The sequence below is a fragment of the Pseudomonas sp. SIMBA_068 genome (genome assembly GCF_046534705.1).
Classification (GTDB): Bacteria; Pseudomonadota; Gammaproteobacteria; order Pseudomonadales; family Pseudomonadaceae; genus Aquipseudomonas; species Aquipseudomonas putida.
In genome coordinates this window covers 64,420-88,040 of sequence record NZ_JAWRYI010000009.1, presented here as the reverse complement: position 1 = coordinate 88,040, position 23,621 = coordinate 64,420, and the positions used below count along the sequence as shown (strand labels likewise).

Here is a 23,621-nt window from a genome sequence, read left to right as displayed (position 1 = left end):
CTAAATGATTAGGCGCGTTTAAGCCTGTAGCCGGAGCACTCTAGGTCCCATGTACTGGCGGTAACGCCGAGTTCTCTCAATTTATATTTCTGAACTTTGCCGTTTTCGGTTTTCGGCAACTCGATAACAAAATCTAAGTAACGCGGCACGGCGAAATACGCCAACCGTGACTCACAATATTGCGTCAGCTCCAATGGATCGAGCTTAGTCCCCTCCTTGATGACGATAGATGCCATGACTTCATCTTCCGCCAGTTCAGATTTCACCGCATATACCGCCACGAGCTCCACCGCGGGGTGGCTCGACAGAACCTGCTCCACCTCAAAAGACGAGATGTTCTCTCCACGGCGACGGATTGTGTCCTTCAAGCGGTCAACAAAGCGGAAATAGCCGTCGCTATCGCGCACAACCCGGTCGCCGGTGTGATACCACAGGTTGCGCCAGGCTTCGACAGTCTTTTCCGGCATACCAAAGTAGCCGCAGGCGAAAGCGAAGGGCTGCTCAGCGCGCAATACAAGCTCTCCTGGTTCGCCATCCGCTACCGGCTGATCCTGGCTGTCTACCACCCGGGCACTGAAGCCTTTGGCCAATCGGCCCATAAAACCAGGCCGCTGATTCTCCAGAGTCCCTCCAATCACGGCATTGGTTTCGGTAGCCCCATAACCATCGATGAGGCCGATGCCTGTGCGTTGAATAAACGGGGCGTGGAACTGTTCAGGGACGCCTGGGGCTAGCGCGACACGCACGTTATGCGCGCGCTCGAGCTCATTGTGCGGACGGCTGAGAAGGATAGGCACCATGGCTCCCAGCAGATACGTCACTGTGGCCCCGGTTTCCGCCAGCGCCTGGTAGAAGCCGCTAGCGGAAAAACGTTTGTCTACCACCAGCTGTGCGTCGTGCAGCAAGGCCTGGAAAAAGGCGTTCAATGCATTGGTATGGAACAACGGCAGGCATGTATACAGCACATCCCCGGGGCGCACCTGTAGGTCGCCACCGGTATTCAGCCCCCACCAAAAGAATTGGGCGTGCGGGCAGATCACGCCCTTGGACAACCCGGAAGTCCCGGAGGTGTAAAGGATAACCAGCGGGTCGCCATCCTCGAGCACTGCAGGTGGGGCCATGGACGCACTGCGAGGGGGCATCGACCGCACCCTTAACCGCTCCTGCCAAACCGCGTTGACATCGCCTTGCGGCGAAAGGACCCACAGGGCTTCGACAGCAAGCGCAGAGTAATCAAGTGCCGCGAGCACATCCAGATTGACCTCGTCACTGACCAACAAGCGCGCCCCACTATTAGCCAGCACATGATTCAACTGCATGCCCCGACAGGCGGTATTAATAGGCACCGCAACCGCGCCCAGCCAACCACATGCCAACAACACTTCAAGGAACTCGGCGCGGTTGGCGCACATCAATCCAACCCGATCTCCACGCTTTATCCCATATTCCGCTAGTGTTGTGGCACGCCGTCCTATCACGTCGACAAGTTGCGCAGCAGTCCAAGTGCAGCTTCGGTCGGAAAAAAGCGCCGTTTCAGGGCTGCGTTCAATACGTTTCGACAGCAGCACCGGAAGTGTTAATGCCCCGCCAACTGCTTGTTGTTTGCAAAAACCTGTGTCCATCACTCAAAGCCTCAGATTGTTGTATCGCCTCGCTGTTGTTCCGAAGTCTATGAACCTGTACTCTATAAGTCAAATTCATGGCAATTATACAATTGATAAACGGTATTTATACGAATGCGCAACTTGAATGATGTCGATCTAAATTTGCTTAGGGTTTTTCAGGCCATAATGGAGGAACGCAGCTTGACACTCGCGGCTGGACGCCTGGCGATTACACAACCTGCTGTAAGTTACGCCTTGGGTCGACTTCGCAAGCTTTTTGATGATGCGCTATTCGTACGCACGCCGGAAGGCATGATGCCGACCCAGACCGCCGAGCGGATTGCCCTACCGATCGGACGGGCACTCACGGCAATACGCGATGCTCTGAATGAAACCGAACCCTTCGATCCTGGTACTAGCGACCGGGAGTTCCGTTTGTGTATGTCAGACATCGGCGAACAGGTGTTCCTGCCGTCGCTTTGTGAACGGCTTCAAACGCTTGCGCCGGCCATTAAGCTCTCATCAGAGCTGGTACCCGTCGCCATGGTGGTCGAGCGGATGCGTATGGGGCAACTGGACTTCGCAATTGGTAACCTGCCCACACTGAAAACAACCACCCGGTACCAATCCCTGTTCCGAGAACAATACGCCTGCATGACTCGCAAGCGTGACGGACTTCCGGCCGGGAAAATCAGCGTGGAGGATTTTCTTGCCCTCTCCCATGTCAGTGTCACCTCCACTGACAGCAGCCACTTAGCCATCGAGGACACTCTGGCCTCACGTGGCCTGAATCGACACATCGCTTTGAGGGTACCCCACTTTACAGTTGTGCCGCAGATACTCAGGCATACAGGGTGGATGGTCACCCTACCTGAAGGCGTCGCACATGCGCTGAATCATTCGAATGATTTCGTGATTTACCCGCTGCCAGTGGAGATGCCGGGGGTCGAGTCTACCGTTCATTGGCATGGTGCCTACGACGCTGATGCCGGCAATCAATGGTTCAGGGCATTTCTATTTGAAACCTTGCGCAGATAAGGCTATTGCAGATCAGGGGTAGTCACGGAGGCCAAGTCATAAAGGGGCTAGCAGCATACGTCGGCGGGTATTGCTGGCCGGGCTGCGCTACGCGCAGTCTGCGCAGCACGGCAAGGGTATACGCGCCCGCATGGCACGGTCATAGAATGAGCCGCTTCCGAGCCAAAATGGACGGGCAAAATTACCTAGCTCCTCATTAGGATCATTTACGCGCCAGGCTACGCCATGTTGAGGGCCTCCTTCCTGCGCTTCGGCTCGGGCGCCAGCATAATGCTCGGCCTGACGTTCATCGGTTTGCGTGCAAATGAAGCTGACGACACCGCTCACTTTCAGGAGCAGCGGAATGCGTCGATTTTTTAATTGCAGCCACGGTCCACTACTGCTGGGCCAAGCCAGGCGCACCATTCAACCATCCCATAAACGCCAATAGTGATTGGCATTTTAGTCCGGAGAAGCTTTCATCTCCTGATCAGCCAGCAGGCGAACCGCCGTCGTGAACTAGCCCAGCGATCCAGTCAGCGAACGCCTGCACAGCTGGTGATAGAAAGCGCTGATGTGGATATAACAAGTGCACAGGAACCCGGTCAGGCTGCCAGTCAGCAAGCACTTCGACCAGCCGCCCTTCTCGTAGATGTTCGGAAACAACATTCTCGGCGAGTTGCACGAGCCCAAAGCCTTCAAGGCACATTTTGATGTAGAGCCCAGTCTCGTTGACGGCTGCTGTGCCCTTGACCGGTACTGAGATTTTCTCGTCGCCACGGGCGAAGCGCATCTCACCTGCTTGCCTTGCACGGCCCGAGAAGTAATGGATGGCCCGGTGACGAGACAAATCTCGCGGAGTCTGCGGAGTACCGTTCTCTTCGAGATAGGCAGCAGATGCACAGGTCACCCAGCGAAAACGGCCTAGTGGTCGCGCAACGAGCGTTGAGTCATCCAGCTCGCCTGTACGAATGACGCAGTCGACTCCCTCCTGAAGCAGGTCAACCTGCCGATCGTTGACGCCTATCATCAGGTAAATATCCGGGTAGCGCCGGTAAAAGTCTTGCAGGTTTGGAATGACGATGAAGTGGGCAATGCCGCCCGGCATATCGACGCGCAAACGCCCCTGCGGCCGTTTCACGGAATCCGTCAGGCTGGTCTCCGTGCGTTCGATCAGTCCCAATATTTCCCTGCATTGCGCCAGATATTGGGCGCCTTCAGGCGTCAGGCTAACCCGCCGCGTTGTTCTGTTCAGCAGGCGCACCTGCAGGTACTTCTCAAGATTTTTAACGCTGCTGGTCACCGTTGAGGCCGGTAGAGAGAGCGTCTGCGCCGCCTGGCTAAAGCTTCCTGCCTCAGCCACACGGACGAAAACCTGCATTGCTTGAATACGGTCCATGACGGGTAACAGCCTTGGAGCGGTGAAAGGAGGCATTATTATTCGCATAAATTGAATAATAAAAACAGTTCTACCATCTTTTTCCCGCAGTATCGAATTGCGTACATTGCTTCCAACGAAATTTGAAGAGGGGTACTGAAATGGGTGAATACACCCGCAGCATAGTGCAGGCTCCAGCCGCTCCGGCCGGACGCACACTTATCCGCGGCGCAACTGTGCTGAGCATGGACGGCGACATCGGCAATCTGGCGCGTGGCGATATCCTCATAGAAGGCAGCACCATCTCGGCCATCGATGAAAATCTCGAAGCCGGCGACGCTCTTGTGATTGAGGCATCCGGCATGATCGCCATGCCGGGCATGGTCGATACCCACCGTCACTCCTGGGAGGGGCAACTACGGCGAATTAATCCGAACGCCGCAACCCTGGAGGATTACTGCAACGCCACCCACTTTTCGTTCGCCAAATATTATCGTCCGGCGGACATGTATATCGGCAACCTGCTGAGTGCATTGGGCTGTATCGATGCTGGTATCACGACCCTTGTCGACAACTCGCATAACAGCCGCACCGGTGCGCACTCCGATGCCGCAGTAGAGGCGCTGCTCGATGCAGGCATACGCGCCGTACATGCTTCGGGAGCGCCGGTGGCGGGTGAGTGGGACAAAGCCCACTGGCCGGGCAACCTCGAGCGTCTGCAGGACAAATACATCAAGAACGGTGACAACCCGCTGCTCTCACTGGCAGTGATGGCGCAGCTGGAACCTGAGCTGTGGGCTGAGGCCAGGCGCCTGGGATTACCGATCATCACCGAGTTTTTTGGTGGGGACATGGCAGCTGAATTGGAAGGCTTGCATCGCGAGGGGCTGCTGCGCTCTGACAACATCTTCAACCACTGCACCGCGCTGCCGGACGCCGGGTGGAAGATCCTTCGCGAGGCTGGCGTGCGGGTCAACGTATGCCCGCGTTCAGATGCCCACTACGGCATTGAAGATGGAATGTTCGCCATGCAGGCGGCTCAGCGTCATGGCATCAGCCCTGGGCTGAGCGTCGATAACGAAACGTCCTACAGCGGCGACATGTTCATGGAGATGCGGGTAGCGTTTTATCTGCAGCGCGTCCTGGGCATGCATCAGCAGCGCTGCTGCAGCGAAGACCATCATCCGGTGGTGACCCTGCCCGCCCATGTTCTGCTCAAAGCCGCGACTGTCGACGGCGCCACCTGCGCTGGCTTGCATGACAAAATCGGCAGCCTGGTTCCCGGCAAACAGGCTGACCTGATCCTTATCAACGCGCAGGACATCAACCTTTATCCGTCAGGTAATGCCTTCGGCACCGTGGTACATGCGGCAGAGCGCAGCAATGTCGACACTGTCATGATCGGCGGGCGTATCGTCAAGCAGGGCGGCAAGGTTCTGGGTGTGAATAGCGAAAAGCTGCGCGCGGCGATCGACGAGTCGCGTGAGCATCTGTTTGCTGCTGCTGGCTATCAGCCGGATATGTTTGCCGAGGCATTCTTGCCGCTTGAGTCAGCCAAGTAAGGAGGCGTTAAATGAATGCAGCCTACTACCTACTGGCTATCTGCGCGGGGCTTGGTATCACCCTGCAGACCACGCTGAATGGCCAACTCGCTAAAGGTGTGGGTGGAGATTCCGTAGCGGCGGCACTGTTTTCTTTTACTGCCGGTGCGCTATGCCTGGGCATCTTTTCGTTGATGCGTGGCGGGATAGTGGCTTCAATCGCGGCTATCCCTGCCCAGCCTTTGTGGAGCCTTCTAGGTGGCCTGCTAGGTGCCGGCGCGTTGCTCAGCTACGTGGTACTCGCGCCAAAAATAGGCCTTTCAGCGCTGCTTGGCCTCGCCATCGCCGGGCAGATCATTTCGTCCCTAGTTATCGATCACTTCGGACTGCTCGGGGCAGTCGAGAGGCCGGTATCTGGTTTCAAGTTGGCCGGGGTAATCGTGATGCTCGGAGGCTTGGCAATCGCCCTGTTTGGTGACCGGTGGTCAGGGCTTGTATCCAGCTGATTCCCGTGGTTAACCCCTCTCGCTTCATAGCCACTGATACCGATGGAGTGCAGCTTGAAGCCGAAGCGGTTGCCGCAGGAGAACTGACAGAAGAGCGATTACGAGGGTTAACTGAGTACGGGAAGCTCGGTAGAGGACTCAGTGTGATCATTTCTGGCTGCTGGCAGCCCTTAACGACTGACCGCTATCGATCCAGGCTGTGGAAAAACGCAGTAATCGCATCGATAACTGAGAACCGAGCAGATTACCTGCGGAATCATCAGGCGAGAGCGTAAATACCCTCACCCAGAAAAATAGACATTTGTAGTGCTACACGGGCCGCGTCAGCGGCCCATGTAGCTGTTTACGGGCCAGCAAACGGCGGGGTTACGCCCTGATCGCCTCAAGTAGTCCTGCGATGCCGAAAATGCTCACCATGCGTTTGTGGAGGCGAGCACGTGAAGGCTCATTTCGGTGCTTAACCTCGGCAGGGTTTTGGTCACGAACTGGTTGCTTCCCTTCCAGAATCTGTTCGTTCCAAAGGTGTGCTCCACCAGGCGAACCTTCATCATCTCCGGATCTTGCTCCAATCGGATTTGCCCCTCTCGCCTACTGCTTCATGCTCGCAGCGCTTGAGTCGCCGCTCTTTATCGGTCTTACACTGCTTCTGCATGGAGCAACTCCGGCATCCTGAAAACCAGTAGCACTGCAGTAACAGGCGGTCCTCCATCGAGGAACAGACGCGATGAGTGCCTGTCGTAATGCCGCGTCGTGGCTACTCAGCACTAAAGTCGAAAAGCTGAAACAGCAAATGCAAAAACTCAAGGGCATCGAGGCGCAGCTTCGAGCCAGTCCCGATCAGCAAATCTCGCTTGCCGGCGGAACCACTCAATGACCTCTGGTTGAAGAATCGGAGTCACCCATTCCGGAGGGGAGTCCTGCGTCAATCCACCAATCGCCACGAGCCGTAGGACCTCAGGGTCTAGCCTCAGTTGCTCGGCTGCGGAAAACACTGGCAGCAGCGCTTGCTGAACTTGAATTTCTGACTCACTGGATACGGACATAGTCTTCCACTTTCTCCTTAGACCGATCCGACACGTCAGCCGTTTGAGAAAGTGAAGATGAAGCCTCGCGCGCCCTCTGGAGGGCCATATCTACGCCCCAGGAAAGAGCCGTTGTCATCGACTGGCCCGGTCGTGAATCGAAAAATTGTTCATCAAGAACCAGGCCGCTTGGCGCGTACACGCCGATGAACAGTTGAGTTCCTCCAGCTCGAGAGAGCCTGCTTTGCACGTCAATGGCTGTACCATCGGCGAGGGATTCATCATGGATCTGGTGGTGGAGCGTGGGGTCAGCCCATGCCCAAAAAGCCTTACCGCGAATGCGCATGTCGTTCTCCTACGACGCTAGGTCTATGCTGAAGGATTTATCCACCATGGGCGCATCACCTCCGAATAGCGACCGATTTCCACCGCGCCGGTGAGATACCGGACCGGCGGGTCAAAATGCTCCACAAGAATTTTTTTTTGTATAAGAAGACGCGCGTTGCGAGAAAGAAATCGCGGAAATGACAAATTCCTAGAAGGCCCAGCACGTACTTGGCTGGGCCCGACCCGTTACTTCTCGAGGGTGGCGGCCTGGTTGCCGCCTTCTTCGGCAATCGCTGACAGCTTCTCGTCTGCAGCTTTTTCTTCTGCAAGCGTGTCGGCCAACAGCGAGGCCGCCTCTTCCATACCGAGGTGCTTGGCCATCGCAATTAGGGTGCCGTAGCTGGCGATCTCGTAATGCTCAACCTTCTGGCATGCCCCGATGAGCGCCGCATCGAGCACCGCCCCCTTCTCGATTTCATCTATCAGCTCTTTACTCTCCTCAACCAAACCCTCCATGGCTACGCACTTCATCCGCTTGAGTTTCAATCCAGCGGACTCTACCAACTGGTCAATGCGCTCTATCTGCCCCTGGGTTTCCGCTAGGTGTGAAGTGAACGCATCCGCCAGCAGCGGATTGGTAGATGCCCTAGCCAGACGCGGCAATGCTTTGGTGATCTGCTTCTCAGCGCTGTACACATCCGAAAGCTCATGGATGAACAGGTCTTCAACTGTTTTGCGAGCAACCATCGTCATTCTCCTTGGGTTTGAAAATCGATTTCACTGCAGGGTGTGGCTGACCAAGCTCTCGTGTAAGGATTCAATGGGAAGCTTTGGGGGCAGATCGTTGGGCAGCAGGGAGCCAACGCCGAACATGCTTATGGCCATCTTTACTCGCATCGCTCGGCAAGCCAGGCGCGAGTCGGCCTCAAACTCTGCTACCGCCGCGCTCATCAAATGCTCAAAGCCGATGCCGACCTGAGCCTTATCCCTCCTTTTCAAAGTGCTCATTGCGGCCTCCCGAAATTCAGTCATCTTTACCGTTGACCAAGCCTGAACCAAGATCCGCGCCGGTGACCGGGTTGCTGGCTGGATCGGACATCGTCCGCAGCTTCATGGCTTCCAATACCGCCAGATCAGGAGCGGCCAGTTCTACCGAAGCGGTGCCATCTCCGCCATCAACGGCAGCCGATGGATTCTCGACGTACTCCCACTCCTCGCCTTCATTCCAAGGGCCGCGCACATTCGGCTCACCCGACATGTTGAAATATTTGTTGGTGAACTCCGGCATGCCTGGGAGCTTGCCCTGAGGGAAGTTAGGCTGGATGGCGTGCAGTGCTTTTTCGAAAGAAAGCTGGTGTGCGATTTCTCGCGTCATCAAGAAACCCAGCGCCTCTTTCACGCCTGGGTCGTCCGTCACGTTCATCAGGCGCTCGTACACGATCTTCGCCCGCGCTTCGGCAGCGATGTTGGAGCGAAAATCAGCTGTCGGTTCACCGATGGTGTCCACATAGGCCGCACTCCAGGGCACCCCTGCCGAGTTGGTAAGCGGAGCGCCGGCGCCGTAGAGGATGCTGGTAATGTGGGAATCGTTACCGGCGCCATTGATTGCTCGGTACAGCTCTCCCTCCTCTTCGACCCCCTCAGCAAGTCGGCCCTTGGCGCCCTTGTTAAGCATCACGATGATCGAGCCTACAATCTCCAGGTGGCTCAGCTCTTCAGTGGCGATGTCCATCAGCAGGTCTTTGCGGCCTGGGTCATCCTCGGCCAGGGCCTGGGTGAAGTATCGACTGGCAGCGGCCAGCTCACCCTGAGCGCCGCCGAACTGCTCCAAAAGCAAGTTGGCAAGGCCGGGATTGGGCTGCGCGACGCGCACGGTATATTGAAGACGCTTGTTATGGATAAACATATTAAATCTCCCAACGGTTGAACCAGCACGCAAATACGTCCTGTGTCCTTTGTGGGAGTTAACGGAGGGATCAATGGTGCAAATCGCCAAAGAGCTCTCAAGACGAATGGACACAATGTGAAAGTTCAAAATCATTTTCCAAATAACTGCAGACAAATAGTTTGCGCACTCAACCGTTCATCAACCTAGCCGAACGCAGTGAATTGAATTCAGCTCTGAATAACTTCACTACATGGAGAGCACTCATGACTAAGCCTGCAGAAAATTTATTGGATTGGCTGCGCGATGCTCACGCGATGGAGCAGCAAGCCGAAAAAATGCTTAAAGCGCAAGCGGAACGGTTGGAGCATTATCCCGATCTTCGTGAGCGAATTACGCAGCACATCACCGAAACGGAAGGACAACAACGGAAATTGGTTGAATGCATAGAGCGCCTAGGAGGGAGCACCTCGACCTTGAAAGACTTAGCAGGCAAGCTCATGGCCTTCGGCCAAGCAGTGGGTGGCATGGCGATGAGCGATGAAGTGGTTAAAGGTGCGATGTCTGGATACGTATTTGAAAATTTTGAAATTGCTTCCTACACGGTACTTATTGAAGCAGCGACGTTCGCAGGGGATGAACTCACTGCCGAGGCCTGCCGGTCGATATTGAAAGAGGAGGTCGCCATGGCCGATTGGCTGAAAGATCACCTTCCCGAGATAACTCGAGCTTTCTTGAGCCGGTCGGCTGCTCCCGGTGAAGAAGCAAAACGGTGATCAGTTCTGTGAGCCGTATGTCACAACGTGCGGCTCACAACAATCCGAGCTAAGGGACAACAATGAAAAGCGCATCTGACGTACACTGCTGCCACTCAAAAACTAAAGGCCCCCTACCCAAAACCCTAAGTTTTAGCATACTCCACTTCAGTATTGCCTTTGCGGTCGCCTATCTACTTACAGGCTCGGCTCTCACAGGCGGGCTAATCGCGGTTATTGAGCCCACTTGTAACACCATCGCTTTTTATTTTCACGAACGAATATGGCGGCGAATCGAAAAAAACTGACAGCATTGCTACAGGATTTTTCGCTCTTCTAAGAGAACTTACTTGAGAATAATTGAATTCATGATAGTTAAACGACACTTCCTGAGTTCTTGACGTCACTCAACCACTGCCTAGGGACATAACGCATCGATACGTTACTTCGAAAAGGAATAGAAAAATGGAGTGAAACAAGCCAGGACTGGCCCAGTGCTAGCAGATAGATAAAGCATTGCTGTGGCAGCGCTTGGAGCAGAATAATGAAAATCAAAAGCGGCAAGCCACACATTGCGAACCCGTGCCCTCACAAGTATATAAGAAAGGCTTATTATCTTGGTTTGCCTGGCGAAGACTACGTATGCGTCGCCTGCGGTGAAAGCCGCCCAGAATCGGAATGGCCTAACTTTTTACGCCGAAACGAGCCGAACTCTAGCAGCCCTTGATTAGAAAATAAGGCGCCCCTCGCTATCCTAAACGCGCTCGTCCCCGACCACTCATCTCAATTCGCCCTGATTAAGCGCCTGCCGCATACAGAACCGTTGAATACATTGTCGGGTCTTCATTATTCAGCCAAATGTGCGAGCATAGTCCAGTCAAAAAAAAGCTCGCCTCACGGCGAGCCTCATCCCCAAGCCTTCGAGGATAGTTTCACCGCTGGTGACGCCCCTGATTAGGTGCCGCTTTCTGAGCGGTAGAATCGTGCGATGAGCCCACAGCACCATCCGGGCGATGAGCATCGTTATCTCGCTCTTCCTCGCCGTGCGATTTCCGTAGGTCTAGTTCCTTATAATGCCCTTCTCTGGTCATGCTGCCGCTCCTACCCTTTGCTGTGTTCAGGAGATGTCGGCCCAGTGCCGCGCTTGATCCCCCGTGGCCCTGCGACGCCCCATATAGCCAAGCCAACCACCGGCAACACGAGCAGTATCAAAGCCCACAGCACCTTGACTGCATCTGACTTGTCGCTTCGAAAAACGCTGACCATTACCCAGAGATCAACCAGCAGAATGATGGCCGCCACGGCAATCCAGAAGTACGTTGCGAGATCACCCATTTCCGTTTCTCCCGATGTCCAATTGGATAGCCGCAGCGATAACACGGTAGGTCTGCTGCCCCTATACATAAGGGAAGGTGGAAATCTGGACAAAGTTCAGACGATTTTTTCGGCATGGGACAGGCGGCTAAATAAGCGCTGAACCAATTGCCCGAGGGTTGCGTCCACCGCTAAAGAACAAGCGAGTCGATACCCTCATGGCAACCGAACCTGTACTGGCCGCGCTCGGCTACCTCAAGGACAATCAGTTGATTCTTTCCACCGCCGAATCTTGTACTGCAGGCTGCATGGTGGCGCTGTTGGCGACGGTACCTGGCACTGGGGAGGTACTGGAGAGTGGTTATGTCGTCTATTCACCGAGTGCGAAAAAGCGTTTGCTGGGGGTCAGTTCCGAGACCATCGAGCGCTACGGGCTCACTAGCGAGCCTGTGGCGTGGGAAATGGCGTTGGGTGCATTGCGAGACAGCGATGCCAATGTGGTAATCGCAACAACAGGAGTAGCGGGGCCTACCGACGAATCTGGGGTACCTCCAGGGACGATGTGCTTTGCTTGGGCCTTTGCTGGCGAGCCTGCTGCGGTTTTTACATGTACTCAGCGTTTCTTCGGCGAGAGAGCGGAGGTGATGCAACAAGGCGCGCTGTTCGGTCTGACGCGCCTTGCTCATTACCATCAACGCTGGCTTCGCGGCGAACGCGCCTGAGGGCACATGAAATGCCGAACGATGAGATGATATCCAGAAGTCACCCGATCCAGGAGAACATGCCCATGCAGAAGCGCGTTTGGCGCTTCGAACGTGTGGGGTGGTATGTGCTGGTGATCATCGTATTGCTAGCCTTGGCAGGGCTGTTCGGCGACGGCCCACTAAGCGATGCCGAGGTGGTGAGCCAGGATGGTCGATTAAAAGTTGAATATCAACGCCTCAGTCGCAGTGGCACCACCGACAATCTTTTCATCACAATTCAGGGGAGCCCTGGTCAGCCAGTGATGGTTGAACTTGAGGGGCCGCTACTGCGCGAGGCCAGTATCGAGACTATGCAGCCCGAACCCCTGGTGTCGATCTCCCATGGCCCAGCCCTGCGGCTGCAATTGGGTACCAGCAAGGGTGGTATGGCCACCTTGTACCTGACACTGCGAAGTGGGCACGTGGGTAGCTTGGAAGGGGTTGTGAGGTCGGGCTCGAACACCGAAGTCCACTTTTCCACATTTCTCTACCCCTAGGAGGGCGTCATGGATTCGATCCTGCGAGCTGCTGGGATGTATGTCGCCCTTATGCTGCTGTTCCGCGTAGCCGGGCGGCGTTCCCTGGCCGATCTGACCACCTTCGATTTCGTCTTGCTGCTGATCATCGGGGAAGCCACGCAGCAGGCTCTTCTGGGCGAGGATTTCTCGTTTACCAACGCCGTGCTGGTGATCGCCACCTTGATCGTGGTCGATGTGGGCTTGTCTCTTGCCAAGCTGAACTCCCGACCGCTGGCCCGCTTTCTCGATGGCCACTCAACCCTGGTGGTTGAGCACGGACAGTTCTTGCATCAGCGAATGCGCCGATCTCGTCTAACCGAGGATGACATTCTCGAATCAGCACGAGATAGCCAGGGAATAGAATCGGTGGAGCAAATCAAATTTGCGATTGTGGAGCGGAACGGAAAAATCTCGATAATTCCAAAGGAATGAGTGAAGCCAGCGATTGCAGCATTAGGGCTTGGTGAAGCTCGACGCCGCGAATCCAGGCATGACGAAATGTGCCAAGCGCCTTCCCCTTCTCTGCATCGCATCAGCGGCTACTTCATTCCGATCCGCGTTTTCATTTCCAGGGTGATCAATTGCTCAATGGTCGGCATAGCATCCCACGGGTCATCGCCACCCAGTTCATCCAGACGCTCCTGAACATTCTTGATGTTCCATTTGGCCGCCGATTGTAGCTCGACGAGCTCCTCCTTGAAAATCGGCACCGATACCGGCAGTCCCTCCCTCGCCCGCGCCGAGAAGACGTTGGCAGTGGTGGCCCCTTTGCCGTTGCGCAGGTAGTCGATGAAGATCTTACCGATACGATTCTTTGGGCCTAACACGGCAGAGAATCGATCCGGGATCAGCTTGGCGATGTACTTCACGATGGACTGACTGAAGTGCTTCACTTCTTCCCACGAAGCTTTAGGCGTGAGCGGTACCATGATGTGGATGCCCTTGCCCCCACTGGTTTTGAGAAACGACTGCAGCCCCAATTCATCGAGCACCACCAAGGTCAGCTGAGTGGCTTCGACCATGGCCTTCCAGGGCAGCGCGGGATCAGGATCGAGATCCAACACGAAGCGGTCTGGCTGCTCGATGTGCTCGGTCGTGCCATTCCAGGAATGCAGCTCGATGGTGCTCATCTGCACGGCACCGACCAGAGCCTCGACGCTGTTGATGACCATGCCCGCTTTGCCTGCTTCTGCTTTCGGCACCATCGTGATGTTCGGGATGGCGAGGCGGTCAGCGTTCTTCTGGAAAAACAGCTCACCGGAAATCCCCTCGGGCGCCCTGACCAGCGCGATGGGTCGATCTTTCAGGTGAGGCAGAAGCCAGGGTGAGACCTGCGCGTAATATTCGGCCAGGTCTCGTTTGGTAAGACCACTGCTGGGATCAATCACACGTTCAGGGTGGGTAATCCGTACCTTGGTCGTGGCGGCCTTGTCGTCCGATTTCGCTTTGGCTGACCTTCGCTCTTTCGGCGCAGGCGCCGGCTTCTCCTCCGTTATGTCCTGGACAGGCTTGTCCGTCCGGATACCTTGGAACACCGCGTGCCTGACTACACCGTCCGAGGTGATCTCCGCGAAGCTGACCTCAGCCAGCAGTGTCGGCTGCAGCCAGTGGATGCCTCTACCATCAACACCTTTCGGTGGATTCACTACCGGCACCTTTTTCTGCTCCAACGGCAGCAGTGTCTGCAGGATCGTGGCGAGTGTCGATTCCGTGAAGCCCGTCCCGACCTTGCCGGCGTACTTCAGATCGCCGCTATCCTGGTCGGTTAGCGCAAGGACAAGTGCGCCAAAACCGGTTCTCGCTCCTTTCGGGTCGGTGTAGCCGACGATGACGAACTCCAGGCGATGCTTGCACTTGAGCTTGATCCACGTGTCACTGCGCCGGGATACGTAAGGACTGCCCAATCGCTTGCCAATCAGTCCTTCCATGCGCATCTGGCAGGCACTGTTCATCAATGCGTCGACGTCTTCGGTGAAGTCTTCGGAGAACCTCAGCAGCGGGTCGGTCGAGTCAGAGAGAATCTGCTTTAGCAGTCCACGGCGGCTCTCAACCGGCACCTGTCGAAGATCGGCGCCGTTGAGATACGGCAGGTCGAACAGGTAGTAGACGATGCCGTGGCTCTTGCCGGCGTCGAATGCATTCTGTAGCAGCTGGAAGTCGGGCACGCCGTTTTCATCCGGGATGACAATCTCGCCATCCAGCCAAGCCGTTTCGAGCCCGAGCGAGGCGATTGCAGCCGCCTGCTTGGGCAACTTCGCAGTCCAATCATGACCATTGCGGGTAAACAGCCGGACGTCATCCCCATCGACGCGACACAGCATGCGATAGCCATCGAACTTGATTTCGTAGCGCCACTCCTCGCTTCGAGGGCTGGATTCGACCAGCGTCGCTAGCTGTGGAGAGAGCTTCTCTGGCAGCGCTGCAGCCACGGCGCCCTCTGTGCTCGGCCCGGTGGCGCTGGCGGGAGGGTTCGGCTTGGATGACCCCGCCTTGGCCCGACCGGGTTTCTTGGGGATGATGGTGCGGTCGCTGAGCACGCTGTTAGGCATCTCGACCACAACGTCGAAATCAGCGAGCGGCTTAGCGGCCTCGTCCTGATGCTTGATCAGAAACCATTGCTCCTGCTTACCCTCGATGTTCGTCCGGACAAGGTTCCACAGGCCCGAGAGCTTTTCACCCTGCAGCTCAAACTTCATACGACCTTTCTTGTAGGCCTCAGCCGGATCGCCCTGGTGAAGCCATATTCCACGATCCCAAACGATCACATCCCCGGCACCGTAGTGACCCTCCGGTATCGTGCCTTCAAATGAAGCGTAATCGAGAGGGTGATCTTCGACATGCACCGAGAGGCGCTTTACCTTGGGATCCAGGCATGGGCCTTTGGGTATCGCCCAGCTTTTGAGCGTGCCGTCGAGCTCCAGGCGGAAGTCGTAGTGCAGTCGTGTGGCATCGTGCTTTTGAACGCAAAACTGCAAGGCATGAGCAGCTGCGCGCTTCGAACGCCGAGCGGATTTCCCTGCTCCCGATGGTTCCGGTGAGGCGTTGAAATCACGCATCCGGTTGTATTTTTCCAAGCCTGGGATGGTCGCATCGCCCTCCTCCACGTCGTCCCTTCCGATAAGCGTCTGAACCAGCTCATCGAGGGAAACGCCTTGCTTGCTGGCTTCAGCCGTGAGGGTCTGGACAACCATGGTGTCACGCAGGGCCGACAGCGGCTCGCCAGCCTCCAGCGCTTCCGCTTCACTCAAGCCTTGGACTTGGGCAAGCGCGTCCGGGTGTTCCGTCGCGAAGATCATGAATGCCAGGGCCGTGTCGTCCATTCACCGAATCCTCTCTGAGACCATGTCCAAATTCGAGGAGGCAAAAAGAACTTCAGTTCAGCGTGAGAGCCGAATGGGCAAGGTCTCGAGCTGTTCTACTGGGATGCTAAGAGTTGGCTCGCCACAGTCCGTGAAGCAGCTTTCTTAACGCAACCCGTCGGGCAAAGCGAAATTCAGGTGTGCGAAACAGTGGCTTTTACCCCTCCGAATTGAACACAGACTTTCCTGTGTGACACATGAGGTGAAAGATCATGGCTAACAATCAAGGTGATCGCGGCAATCAAGGCGGCACCGCACAGAACAACCCAGGCAATTTTGCCAACGACCGCGAGAAAGCGTCCGAAGCCGGGCGCGAGGGCGGACAATCCTCGAGCGGCAACTTCGCCAATGACCGTGAGCGAGCCTCTGAGGCTGGCCCCAAAGGTGGACAGAACAGCCATGGCGGTGGCCGCAACAGCGAAAGCCGCTAAGCCTTGATGAGCTTTGCCAGGGTGAGCGTCACCCTGGCATCTTTGAAACAGACTGTAGGCCTACTGACGACCGCAGCATCAAAGCAAAATAGGCAGCAGCGGCCTTCCTCTTGCCCGAAGCCGTCTGCCGATGACGAGAAGAAGCGCTGACGCTGCCATCATGAACAGGCTCCCCACCATCGAGGCGCGAGGGGCATTACTAAAATCCATCAACGTGATAGTCAGCAGTACCAGCGTACCGACGAGCCCTGCACTGCCAAGCACCATAAGAAACCAACCAGATCTACGCATTGTATTCCCCTGCTCGAGGATGAAGAAACCATTCACAGGAAGTGCTAGGCCGTGCTTCAACGAAAGCACAGCCGGGCTGAATCACCATCCGAGGCGCTCGGCAAAAAACTGCCGGTATGCGGTACGGATCTGTGCGGGCACCTTGTTCAGGTAATCCCTGGCGTGAGTTCGTTATGAGGGGAGCCCACAGTACATCGACCGTAGCGGCGCCAAGGCATATTGCTGTCGCCAGTTCCCCCCCATCAGCGACCCTTGAAAATTCGATAGGGAGTGCTGGGCCGTCCGCTCGCCAGTCTCCCGCCAGACGAAGCTCCCCAGGTATCCAAATCAGTGATCCCCATCCCAAGCAACCGATCCTCACACTCGCTCCTTGGCAGCCTTGTGGCTACGAATGACCTAAAGCGAAGACAGCGGCGTCGGAACTTCGACTCAATCGAGATCTGTTAGCGGGTTGGTCACCATTGGTCAGGAGCAAGCAACGCTGTGCTCGGAGGATCCACTAACGAGTACAACAACAAGGATCGAGCTCTATGGCACAGAAGGTTTTGTTGGTTGAAGACGATGACATCCTGCGCTGGCTGATGGCCGACGCCGTGACACACTTCGGCTACCAGGTCGTCGAGTGCAGCAACGCCGACGACGCCCTTCGTAGGTTAAACGCCGAGCCGTTTGCTCTCGTCATTACGGACGTGAACATGCCAGGCACCACTGATGGGCTCGGGCTCGCCAAAACGCTCTGGTCAACCAACCGCGACCTTCCCGTCATCATCATTTCTGGGCGCACGGTTTTACTTCCAGGCTGCCTCCCTGTTAATGCCAGGTACATCACCAAGCCGTGCACCCTTGATGCGCTCGGAGACACCATCAGCGAACTGCTTGCCGCTGCAGACCCGCATTAACCGTGGCGCTCGAGGACTGACTATGGTCCGTGGGCCAGGCACGAGGCAGTCGAGTCGTACCCGCAGGACACAACACACCGGCTTCCACCCCCAACATGACTGACTCCAAAGCTCGAAGCCCAAACATGCGGCTGTTAGTCAGGCCGAGCAAATGTAAAAAAAGATTTCTGAACAGTTTGAGGGTCAATGGAACATGTGCAACGTGTTCAAAAGGAAAAGCATCATGAAATTCGCGCAGTTCTGCCAATGGCTTTCCAACCATGCTGGCAGGCCAACTACTTTCCTCATCGCCATCGTACTGATTGGAATGTGGGCAGCCTCGGGGCCATGGTTTCACTCCAACGATACCTGGCAGCTCATCATCAACACCTCCACAACGATCATCACCTTTCTGATGGTTTTACTGATCCAGAACACCCATGATCGAGTCCCCTGCCATTGCTTGGCCAATCGCGGATAGTAACTCCTCAACCGACCACGGCTTGAACAGGAATGTCACAGGAGGTGCACCGGTGGGCTGCAACTGATACCCAGAAGTGAGAATGGCGGGAATATGAGGCCATTTTTCAGCGACCATCTGCAAAAATTCCAAGCCCTTGAGGGCTCCAGGAACGCCGTGATCGGCAATCACCAATGAACAAGCGCCGTGATTTTCAAGAAGACCAATCAGCGCATCCTCGGCGTTGCTAAAACTCGCTACACAAGCGCCCAGCTCAGTGAGAATCTGGGCCAGCACCATATTGAGGGTTTCGTCGTCTTCCACGATCAGCACATGGTGCCCGCTTAACGATAGTCCGTCAGCTTCTAACCTCATTTGAACCACCGCCATGAGAAGACTGAGCGTGCCGCGATCAGCGGAGCGGTTCGCTCAAGGCCGTTGGCCGTTTCGACAATCATGCCGAGACGCTGCTTGAAAGTCTCCAACGAACGTCAGAAAGACCGTAACGCTCCGCCATGAGACGGCCCACCTTGCGAATGTTTTGCTGTGCGAACCTTGGGATCACTCCAATCCCGGCGTCACAGCTCGCCCAATGCCAGGCCTCCGCATTGGACATATTTTCCAAGCGGATGACAAATTGCTTGGACGCTCCGCGAAGCTGATAGTCAATGACGTAAAGTTTCAGTGAAGACATATGATTCAGGCTCCTGTCGATAAGATATGGAGCCGACGTAACTGCATTAAATTCAAAAAGTTTCACGACTAAAGCTTGTACAAAAACAAGAATATGTACAACATTTTTGGCGACAGACGTGGCCCACTCCTACGGTCAAAAGAGTAGGCTTGAGGTTCCGTTCTGGCCGTTGTCGCACGGGGCGGAGTGCTGGCTTACCGGCTATAGTTCACGGCTGACCTGGGGTGGCAGTAGCCAAAGAAGAGGTAGACGATGCGACTCCCCGACTTCATCGAAGCGAATCTTGAACTGATCCTCCAAGCGTGGGAGCGCTTTGCCAGAGACATTGATGTCCCTAGACAGGATCTGGCGGCCAGTGCGCTAAGAAACCATGCAGAACAGCTACTCAAGGCTGCCGCCCTGGACATGCGAACTCCGCAAACACAACGACAGCAAATAAGAAAATCCCAAGGCCTGGCGCCGCAGATTGACCAAGAAACTGCAGCACAAACGCACGCCATTCTCAGGCTTATAGACGGGTTCTCCATGGATCAAATGGTGTCGGAATTTCGCGCCTTGAGATCCAGCGTGTTACGACTGTGGCTGGCAGAGGAAGCGTTCAGCTCACCTTCGCAAATCGAGGACATGGTGCGTTTTAACGAGGCCATTGACCAGGCGCTGGTGGAGTCAATCAGCGCCTACGGTCAAGCTGTCGAAACGACCCGAAAAATGGTTTTAGGCGTGCTGGGACATGATTTGCGAGCCCCCCTGACAGCGATACTGATGGGCGCTGACTTACTGAGAAAAAGCCAAACGCTCTCGGATCGAGAAAAAGACATTGCTGCTCAGGTTGGGGTCAGCGCCCGCCGAGCCAATCGTATGGTCAACGATTTGGTCGACCTCGCACGATGCAACCTTGGCACCGGTATTCCGGTTGTCAAAAGTCCCACCGAGCTGAATTTGATCTGCCGCACGACAATCAAGGAACTGAGTTCTGGGGAGCCAAACGCGACGATTATATTCAATGATACCGATCCGGTCGTGGGTGGTTTTGATCCAGAGCGAATGGCTCAGGTATTTACCAACCTGATTGGTAATGCAGTCAGGCATGGTGACCTGCAGCAGCCAATCCAGGTCGCCCTCAAAGGCAGCCACAACACAATGACCTTCGAAGTCAGAAACGCCGGAGAGCCCATCTCTCCAGCCGCTATGCCATCCTTGTTTGATCCTGGTCGTCGATACTCTGGTTATACCGAGACGGGTAGCAAAGCTTCCCAAGGCCTGGGGTTAGGCCTTTTCATCGCAGCTGAAATCGTCGCCAGTCATGGAGGGAAAATCGACGTGTCATCCTCTGAAGAGAGCGGCACCTGCTTCAGCGTGACGATCCCGCTGTAGAGCGGTGCTCAAGGAGGGCTGCTGCTTCACGCATAAAAATCTCGAGAGTTTTAGGGCCAACCCCTTCGAAGCTCAAAAGCCAGGCCTGGAAGGCAGAGGTGTCCAACTCGTTCTTTTTCAGCGAGATCAACTGAACATCGAGTTCGCTAGCGGCCCGAACACTCAAAGCATGAAGCCGCTTCGCCGTGGACTCGTCGTATCGCGCGTAACCTGCCTGGCCTAGGAGTCTTACGAGATCCCGATGGGAACAGCGGGCCAACTTCTCCGGCGTATCCAGGCCATGCCGATCAACCAAGTTCCGGTACTCCTCCACGGCGAAGGAGGAACGAATCCTCTTCCCGATCAGGAAGCTCGCGAGCAGCCACTTGTACAGCCCATGCCCGGTCGAATCGCTGACATTGATACCCAGGCCTGCAGCGGTAACTGGTATCACCCCTTCGAACGCCTCGGGTCAGCCGAACGTGGGTAGGTACGCTCTTCTTCGATAGTGCCGTCAGCTTTATGAATTTTCACCGAAGCTGTTTTGCCATCAAAGAAGTCAGACAGCGAACCAACCAACCCCTGCTTCGTAGCGGCGCGCTTGGCGGCTCGTTCCGCACCGGTTTTCTTCAGCTCCCAGCCATCAGCGGTTAGGCTCAGGTGGTAGTTGTCCATTGCCTTTCTCCTCATGCGTAAATGACTTGACCGTCGTCCTGAATGTCTTCGTCGGCGTCCGCTGCGTCCGTTGCATCGGCGCCTCTCACGCCCAACGCTCCCAAGGCAATGTCGGCGCTGTGAACGCGCGGCGATCATCCACAAATCGAATTTAGGGACGTCACGGGCAGAATGATCAGGAACTCCGAAAATGGGTTGATCTTCGGCTACGCCATAGGCGACCGGGTTAACGCGTTGTATCGCCCTGAAGCACCCGCTACGACCGCGATCATCAATGACCGAGGCGCGCTGTGGGGCGCGAGCCTTTGCCGGCCCTTGCCTCTGATAGCGGACTTTGTGGGAGCGAGTTAACCCGCCAACACCGGCAAAGCCGGTGACATCCACCGCGTCGTCTGCTTAGCGGGAAAACCCGCTCCCCACAGAGTGCCCGTCGCACTTGGTAAAGCCGTTAGCGCCCAGCGGTCGCAAAGGGGCGATTGCTGCTCTTCACGATCATGGATATCGTCATGCCTACCTCTTCGCTATATTAGGTCTGATAAGCACAGGTTATCCGCACCTATTGCAGCGTTGAGCGAGATGAAATTGACAGAACCGGTACAGATGCCCTCCTCACAGCCGCTGGTGCTAGCAGAATTGGCCGACAGCACCCGCGCCGCTGCTGAGGCATTCATCGCGGCAGGCACTGCGGCCAATACCGTGCGTAGCTACCAGAGCGCCCTCACCTACTGGTCCGCGTGGTTGCGGTTACGTTATCGCCGCTCGCTCAGCGACGGCGCGTTGCCACCCGAGGTCGCCGTGCAATTCATCGTCGACCATTTGGCCAGGCCCGATACTTCTGGTAAGTGGACACACCTGCTGCCGCCGGCCGCCGATGCCGCGTTGGTGCAAGCCAAGGTCAAGGCCAAGCCGGGGCCACTGTCGTTTAGCACAGTTAGCCATCGCTTGGCAGTTTTGTCTAAATGGCATCGCCTGCGACGCTGGGATAACCCAAGTGATGCTCCTGCGGTGAAGACGCTTCTTCGCGAGGCACGCAAGGCCCAGGCGCGCCAAGGCGTGTCCGTGCGGAAGAAAACCGCGGTGGTCTTGGAGCCGCTGCAGGCGATGCTCGCCACCTGCACTGACGGCGTGCGTGGCACGCGCGATCGCGCCCTGCTGTTGCTGGCCTGGAGAGGCGGTGGCCGGCGCCGCTCGGAAATCGTGGGTTTGCAGATCGGAGACCTGCGGCGTCTGGACGCCGACACGTGGCTGTATGCACTCGGGGCGACCAAAACCGACAGTAGCGGTGTGCGGCGGGAAAAGCCGCTCCAGGGACCGGCGGCCCAGGCGTTGAACGCCTGGCTCGCTGTAGCACCGGCCTGCGAGGGCCCGCTGTTTCGCCGCTTGTACAAAGGGGGCCGGGTCGCGGCTGCTGGGCTGTCCGGTGACCAGGTCGCGCGTATCGTCAAACGTCGCGCGGCACTGGCCGGCCTCGACGGCGACTGGGCGGCGCACAGCCTTCGCTCGGGCTTCGTCACAGAGGCCGGACGCCAGGGCGTGCCGCTTGGCGAGGTCATGGCGATGACCGAGCACCGCAGTGTCAGCACGGTGATGGGCTACTTTCAGGCCGGCTCGCTCCTGGGCAGTCGCGCGAGCCAATTGTTGTCGATTGAGCTGCCAGTCGATCCCGCACCGGACGCCACACTGCCCGCAGGGGATCAACCCTAACCAGAACAGGCCGGACCTGCGGCGGCGCCCGCCCCCAGTCGATCGCGCTCGCGCTGGGGGCCACACCTGCACTGTTCGTGATATCCAGCATCATGAGGCAAAGACACCAGGCACCACACAACCTAAACAACAGCTATGAGGCACTGAGCCGATACCCTGATGACCGACTGGCTTAGCCGACAACCATTGCAACTCGATAAGATCAGGGATTCTTCACATAGCGGTCCGCTGCCCGTGGCTACAGGATCGGTGGCGTGCCCCCCCTCCTGCTGTCATAGTGTTAATAGAGTCTCTCGACTGCCACTTTCGGACCCCTGCCAATGAACAGTTTCACGATCCACGGACTTAGCGAACAGCCCTCAACGAGCTGCTGGACCTCTGCACATGGAGCGTTTTTAACAAGGCACGGACAAATTTTTCGAAAAGCTATCGAAGTGCTCGGAAAAGTAGAACTGGCGCAGCGCTGGATGATCAACCCTGCACTAGGTCTTGGCAACCACACTCCATGCACGCTGCTTTGGCATCATGAAAGCTATGCGCAGGTATGGGACTTTCTCTACCGTCTTGAGTACGACGTTTATACGTGAGCATCTAATGCTGCAGAACGGGCTAAGGGTTAGCCCAGCTCCGAGTGCGCATCTGCCTGGTAGTGATATTCCTGCAGCGAAAAGCGACCTCCCGGACCTAACAGCAAGTTGGTGACACACATTTCCAAAAATGCAATCGCCTCGGCTTGAGCATACTGCGTGTAAAAGTCGCGGCTAACACGAGGCAGCCTGCCTCGATTCTGAAGGCAAAGCTTTACCATCTGAGCCAAAAGGTAGCCCCGAACGTCGTATCGGGCGTCCACCCTGCTGAGCACTGTGGCATAGCAGGAGCGGAAAACGAACCTCTTCGAATCGGAACTCAGGGGGACTATTTGATCGCTCATCGGCCACCTACTGTAAAAGCCTTGAAGCTGGCGAACATTGTCAAGATCACGAAAACACCTTGAATGCGTCACGCGAGGTAAACGTGAGTGAAGAAAAATTGTAGAAAAACTTCAGAACTGAAGATTTTTCTTTGCCTACTGAAGAAAATCCTCCAAGTTTGGGCAATCCTAGCAAAAAAACAGGGCCTTGGCCTTACCAATCTGGCAGGCTGCAAGGGCGGCCTGACAGCGCAGT

27 protein-coding genes and 2 pseudogenes are annotated in these 23,621 nt (G+C 56.2%); 16 read left to right on the top strand and 13 right to left on the bottom strand.

The features are described from left to right. Window positions 1-8 precede the first annotated feature (8 nt). Complete coding sequence (locus tag SB756_RS20255) at window positions 9-1,622, bottom strand: ATP-dependent acyl-CoA ligase (RefSeq protein WP_033693252.1); 1,614 nt, start codon at window positions 1,620-1,622, stop codon at window positions 9-11. Window positions 1,623-1,736: 114 nt separating this feature from the next. Here SB756_RS20255 and SB756_RS20250 point away from each other — a divergent pair, with 114 nt between their 5' ends. Then, window positions 1,737-2,642, top strand: coding sequence for a LysR family transcriptional regulator (locus SB756_RS20250; protein ID WP_027609210.1), 906 nt, complete (start codon window positions 1,737-1,739; stop codon window positions 2,640-2,642). Window positions 2,643-3,111: 469 nt separating this feature from the next. On the opposite strand, the gene SB756_RS20245 is transcribed toward SB756_RS20250, so the two are convergent. Continuing rightward, a complete protein-coding gene (locus SB756_RS20245) occupies window positions 3,112-4,020 on the bottom strand; it encodes a LysR family transcriptional regulator (RefSeq protein WP_027609209.1) in 909 nt (302 codons plus the stop codon). Window positions 4,021-4,160: 140 nt separating this feature from the next. On the opposite strand from SB756_RS20245, the gene SB756_RS20240 reads away from it, so the two are divergent. Both SB756_RS20240 and SB756_RS20235 read left to right on the top strand, forming a co-directional pair. Further along, window positions 4,161-5,561: an amidohydrolase family protein gene (locus tag SB756_RS20240; protein ID WP_027609208.1), complete on the top strand. Its 1,401-nt coding sequence runs from the start codon at window positions 4,161-4,163 to the stop codon at window positions 5,559-5,561. An 11-nt stretch (window positions 5,562-5,572) separates the two neighbouring features. Continuing rightward, window positions 5,573-6,046, top strand: a complete 474-nt coding sequence (locus SB756_RS20235) for a DMT family transporter (RefSeq protein ID WP_027609207.1) — start codon at window positions 5,573-5,575, stop codon at window positions 6,044-6,046. Window positions 6,047-6,412: 366 nt separating this feature from the next. Here the strand turns inward: SB756_RS20235 and SB756_RS20230 are convergent. Continuing rightward, a pseudogene (locus SB756_RS20230) lies at window positions 6,413-6,761 on the bottom strand (IS5/IS1182 family transposase); the annotation flags it as partial. 9 nt (window positions 6,762-6,770) lie between these two features. On the opposite strand from SB756_RS20230, the gene SB756_RS20225 reads away from it, so the two are divergent. Continuing rightward, window positions 6,771-6,920 (top strand): hypothetical protein, encoded by a 150-nt coding sequence (locus SB756_RS20225; protein ID WP_155738207.1) that lies wholly within the window; start codon window positions 6,771-6,773, stop codon window positions 6,918-6,920. Between the two features lie 152 nt (window positions 6,921-7,072). Here the strand turns inward: SB756_RS20225 and SB756_RS20220 are convergent, their stop codons facing one another. The 4 genes from SB756_RS20220 to SB756_RS20205 form a co-directional block, all read right to left on the bottom strand. After that, a complete protein-coding gene (locus SB756_RS20220) occupies window positions 7,073-7,414 on the bottom strand; it encodes a hypothetical protein (RefSeq protein WP_410911595.1) in 342 nt (113 codons plus the stop codon). 227 nt (window positions 7,415-7,641) lie between these two features. Then, window positions 7,642-8,142, bottom strand: coding sequence for a ferritin-like domain-containing protein (locus SB756_RS20215; protein ID WP_027609205.1), 501 nt, complete (start codon window positions 8,140-8,142; stop codon window positions 7,642-7,644). A gap of 30 nt (window positions 8,143-8,172) precedes the next feature. Next, on the bottom strand, window positions 8,173-8,403 hold the full coding sequence (locus tag SB756_RS20210) for a hypothetical protein (protein ID WP_410911594.1): 231 nt from the start codon (window positions 8,401-8,403) through the stop codon (window positions 8,173-8,175). Between the two features lie 16 nt (window positions 8,404-8,419). Beyond that, entirely contained in the window at window positions 8,420-9,301 is an 882-nt protein-coding gene (locus tag SB756_RS20205) for a manganese catalase family protein (protein WP_027609203.1), read from the bottom strand. Window positions 9,302-9,546: 245 nt separating this feature from the next. On the opposite strand from SB756_RS20205, the gene SB756_RS20200 reads away from it, so the two are divergent. Together SB756_RS20200 and SB756_RS20195 are read left to right on the top strand one after the other, a co-directional pair. Beyond that, window positions 9,547-10,056, top strand: coding sequence for a ferritin-like domain-containing protein (locus tag SB756_RS20200; RefSeq protein WP_410911592.1), 510 nt, complete (start codon window positions 9,547-9,549; stop codon window positions 10,054-10,056). 62 nt (window positions 10,057-10,118) lie between these two features. Further along, window positions 10,119-10,343 carry a DUF2061 domain-containing protein gene (locus tag SB756_RS20195; protein WP_081717257.1) on the top strand — a complete coding sequence of 75 codons (225 nt, stop codon included), beginning with the start codon at window positions 10,119-10,121 and terminating at the stop codon, window positions 10,341-10,343. Window positions 10,344-11,136: 793 nt separating this feature from the next. Here the strand turns inward: SB756_RS20195 and SB756_RS20190 are convergent. Continuing rightward, window positions 11,137-11,370, bottom strand: coding sequence for a PLD nuclease N-terminal domain-containing protein (locus tag SB756_RS20190; protein WP_027609201.1), 234 nt, complete (start codon window positions 11,368-11,370; stop codon window positions 11,137-11,139). A gap of 197 nt (window positions 11,371-11,567) precedes the next feature. On the opposite strand from SB756_RS20190, the gene SB756_RS20185 reads away from it, so the two are divergent. The 3 genes from SB756_RS20185 to SB756_RS20175 all read left to right on the top strand — a co-directional run bounded on the left by SB756_RS20185 (window position 11,568) and on the right by SB756_RS20175 (window position 13,042). Continuing rightward, a complete protein-coding gene (locus tag SB756_RS20185) occupies window positions 11,568-12,071 on the top strand; it encodes a CinA family protein (protein ID WP_027609200.1) in 504 nt (167 codons plus the stop codon). Window positions 12,072-12,136: 65 nt separating this feature from the next. Further along, entirely contained in the window at window positions 12,137-12,589 is a 453-nt protein-coding gene (locus SB756_RS20180; RefSeq protein WP_081717266.1) for a hypothetical protein, read from the top strand. A 9-nt stretch (window positions 12,590-12,598) separates the two neighbouring features. Further along, window positions 12,599-13,042, top strand: coding sequence for a DUF421 domain-containing protein (locus SB756_RS20175; RefSeq protein WP_027609198.1), 444 nt, complete (start codon window positions 12,599-12,601; stop codon window positions 13,040-13,042). Between the two features lie 107 nt (window positions 13,043-13,149). On the opposite strand, the gene ligD is transcribed toward SB756_RS20175, so the two are convergent. Beyond that, the gene (gene ligD, locus SB756_RS20170) at window positions 13,150-15,930 is read right to left on the bottom strand and encodes a DNA ligase D (protein WP_410911589.1); all 2,781 of its coding nucleotides are present in this window, start codon (window positions 15,928-15,930) and stop codon (window positions 13,150-13,152) included. A 251-nt stretch (window positions 15,931-16,181) separates the two neighbouring features. Between ligD and SB756_RS20165 the strand changes: the two genes are divergently transcribed. From SB756_RS20165 to SB756_RS20155, 3 genes and pseudogenes are all read left to right on the top strand, one after another. After that, window positions 16,182-16,400: a general stress protein gene (locus SB756_RS20165; RefSeq protein ID WP_027609196.1), complete on the top strand. Its 219-nt coding sequence runs from the start codon at window positions 16,182-16,184 to the stop codon at window positions 16,398-16,400. A gap of 821 nt (window positions 16,401-17,221) precedes the next feature. Beyond that, window positions 17,222-17,590: a response regulator gene (locus SB756_RS20160; protein ID WP_410911588.1), complete on the top strand. Its 369-nt coding sequence runs from the start codon at window positions 17,222-17,224 to the stop codon at window positions 17,588-17,590. Between the two features lie 223 nt (window positions 17,591-17,813). After that, window positions 17,814-18,017: pseudogene (locus SB756_RS20155) on the top strand (low affinity iron permease family protein); the annotation flags it as partial. Here SB756_RS20155 and SB756_RS20150 read toward each other — a convergent pair. Continuing rightward, the gene (locus tag SB756_RS20150) at window positions 17,991-18,353 is read right to left on the bottom strand and encodes a response regulator (RefSeq protein ID WP_410911586.1); all 363 of its coding nucleotides are present in this window, start codon (window positions 18,351-18,353) and stop codon (window positions 17,991-17,993) included. The pseudogene SB756_RS20155 and the gene SB756_RS20150 overlap by 27 nt on opposite strands. 130 nt (window positions 18,354-18,483) lie before the next feature. After that, window positions 18,484-18,723 carry a DUF6555 family protein gene (locus tag SB756_RS20145; protein ID WP_027609192.1) on the bottom strand — a complete coding sequence of 80 codons (240 nt, stop codon included), beginning with the start codon at window positions 18,721-18,723 and terminating at the stop codon, window positions 18,484-18,486. 252 nt (window positions 18,724-18,975) lie between these two features. On the opposite strand from SB756_RS20145, the gene SB756_RS20140 reads away from it, so the two are divergent. After that, the gene (locus SB756_RS20140) at window positions 18,976-20,097 is read left to right on the top strand and encodes a sensor histidine kinase (RefSeq protein WP_027609191.1); all 1,122 of its coding nucleotides are present in this window, start codon (window positions 18,976-18,978) and stop codon (window positions 20,095-20,097) included. On the opposite strand, the gene SB756_RS20135 is transcribed toward SB756_RS20140, so the two are convergent. Both SB756_RS20135 and SB756_RS20130 read right to left on the bottom strand, forming a co-directional pair. Continuing rightward, on the bottom strand, window positions 20,075-20,530 hold the full coding sequence (locus tag SB756_RS20135; RefSeq protein WP_134333745.1) for a DNA methylase: 456 nt from the start codon (window positions 20,528-20,530) through the stop codon (window positions 20,075-20,077). The genes SB756_RS20140 and SB756_RS20135 overlap by 23 nt on opposite strands. Then, a complete protein-coding gene (locus tag SB756_RS20130; RefSeq protein ID WP_027609189.1) occupies window positions 20,527-20,751 on the bottom strand; it encodes a DUF2188 domain-containing protein in 225 nt (74 codons plus the stop codon). The genes SB756_RS20135 and SB756_RS20130 overlap by 4 nt, the downstream gene beginning before the upstream one ends. A gap of 171 nt (window positions 20,752-20,922) precedes the next feature. On the opposite strand from SB756_RS20130, the gene SB756_RS20125 reads away from it, so the two are divergent. The 3 genes from SB756_RS20125 to SB756_RS20115 all read left to right on the top strand — a co-directional run bounded on the left by SB756_RS20125 (window position 20,923) and on the right by SB756_RS20115 (window position 23,042). Beyond that, complete coding sequence (locus tag SB756_RS20125; protein WP_050587352.1) at window positions 20,923-21,102, top strand: DUF3592 domain-containing protein; 180 nt, start codon at window positions 20,923-20,925, stop codon at window positions 21,100-21,102. 249 nt (window positions 21,103-21,351) lie between these two features. After that, entirely contained in the window at window positions 21,352-22,455 is a 1,104-nt protein-coding gene (locus tag SB756_RS20120; RefSeq protein ID WP_410911771.1) for a site-specific integrase, read from the top strand. Window positions 22,456-22,775: 320 nt separating this feature from the next. Beyond that, on the top strand, window positions 22,776-23,042 hold the full coding sequence (locus tag SB756_RS20115) for an antitoxin Xre/MbcA/ParS toxin-binding domain-containing protein (protein ID WP_410911584.1): 267 nt from the start codon (window positions 22,776-22,778) through the stop codon (window positions 23,040-23,042). The last annotated feature ends 579 nt before the right edge of the window (window positions 23,043-23,621 follow it).

Excerpts from the sequence above, each read along its gene's own strand:
- SB756_RS20255 (WP_033693252.1), bottom strand. The coding sequence starts at position 1,622 with ATGGACACAGGTTTTTGCAAACAACAAGCAGTTGGCGGGGCATTAACA.
- SB756_RS20250 (WP_027609210.1), top strand. The coding sequence starts at position 1,737 with ATGCGCAACTTGAATGATGTCGATCTAAATTTGCTTAGGGTTTTTCAG.
- SB756_RS20245 (WP_027609209.1), bottom strand. The coding sequence starts at position 4,020 with ATGGACCGTATTCAAGCAATGCAGGTTTTCGTCCGTGTGGCTGAGGCA.
- SB756_RS20240 (WP_027609208.1), top strand. The coding sequence starts at position 4,161 with ATGGGTGAATACACCCGCAGCATAGTGCAGGCTCCAGCCGCTCCGGCC.
- SB756_RS20235 (WP_027609207.1), top strand. The coding sequence starts at position 5,573 with ATGAATGCAGCCTACTACCTACTGGCTATCTGCGCGGGGCTTGGTATC.
- SB756_RS20225 (WP_155738207.1), top strand. The coding sequence starts at position 6,771 with ATGAGTGCCTGTCGTAATGCCGCGTCGTGGCTACTCAGCACTAAAGTC.
- SB756_RS20220 (WP_410911595.1), bottom strand. The coding sequence starts at position 7,414 with ATGCGCATTCGCGGTAAGGCTTTTTGGGCATGGGCTGACCCCACGCTC.
- SB756_RS20215 (WP_027609205.1), bottom strand. The coding sequence starts at position 8,142 with ATGGTTGCTCGCAAAACAGTTGAAGACCTGTTCATCCATGAGCTTTCG.
- SB756_RS20210 (WP_410911594.1), bottom strand. The coding sequence starts at position 8,403 with ATGAGCACTTTGAAAAGGAGGGATAAGGCTCAGGTCGGCATCGGCTTT.
- SB756_RS20205 (WP_027609203.1), bottom strand. The coding sequence starts at position 9,301 with ATGTTTATCCATAACAAGCGTCTTCAATATACCGTGCGCGTCGCGCAG.
- SB756_RS20200 (WP_410911592.1), top strand. The coding sequence starts at position 9,547 with ATGACTAAGCCTGCAGAAAATTTATTGGATTGGCTGCGCGATGCTCAC.
- SB756_RS20195 (WP_081717257.1), top strand. The coding sequence starts at position 10,119 with ATGAAAAGCGCATCTGACGTACACTGCTGCCACTCAAAAACTAAAGGC.
- SB756_RS20190 (WP_027609201.1), bottom strand. The coding sequence starts at position 11,370 with ATGGGTGATCTCGCAACGTACTTCTGGATTGCCGTGGCGGCCATCATT.
- SB756_RS20185 (WP_027609200.1), top strand. The coding sequence starts at position 11,568 with ATGGCAACCGAACCTGTACTGGCCGCGCTCGGCTACCTCAAGGACAAT.
- SB756_RS20180 (WP_081717266.1), top strand. The coding sequence starts at position 12,137 with ATGCAGAAGCGCGTTTGGCGCTTCGAACGTGTGGGGTGGTATGTGCTG.
- SB756_RS20175 (WP_027609198.1), top strand. The coding sequence starts at position 12,599 with ATGGATTCGATCCTGCGAGCTGCTGGGATGTATGTCGCCCTTATGCTG.
- ligD (WP_410911589.1), bottom strand. The coding sequence starts at position 15,930 with ATGGACGACACGGCCCTGGCATTCATGATCTTCGCGACGGAACACCCG.
- SB756_RS20165 (WP_027609196.1), top strand. The coding sequence starts at position 16,182 with ATGGCTAACAATCAAGGTGATCGCGGCAATCAAGGCGGCACCGCACAG.
- SB756_RS20160 (WP_410911588.1), top strand. The coding sequence starts at position 17,222 with ATGGCACAGAAGGTTTTGTTGGTTGAAGACGATGACATCCTGCGCTGG.
- SB756_RS20145 (WP_027609192.1), bottom strand. The coding sequence starts at position 18,723 with ATGTCTTCACTGAAACTTTACGTCATTGACTATCAGCTTCGCGGAGCG.
- SB756_RS20140 (WP_027609191.1), top strand. The coding sequence starts at position 18,976 with ATGCGACTCCCCGACTTCATCGAAGCGAATCTTGAACTGATCCTCCAA.
- SB756_RS20130 (WP_027609189.1), bottom strand. The coding sequence starts at position 20,751 with ATGGACAACTACCACCTGAGCCTAACCGCTGATGGCTGGGAGCTGAAG.
- SB756_RS20125 (WP_050587352.1), top strand. The coding sequence starts at position 20,923 with ATGATCAGGAACTCCGAAAATGGGTTGATCTTCGGCTACGCCATAGGC.
- SB756_RS20120 (WP_410911771.1), top strand. The coding sequence starts at position 21,352 with ATGCCCTCCTCACAGCCGCTGGTGCTAGCAGAATTGGCCGACAGCACC.
- SB756_RS20115 (WP_410911584.1), top strand. The coding sequence starts at position 22,776 with ATGAACAGTTTCACGATCCACGGACTTAGCGAACAGCCCTCAACGAGC.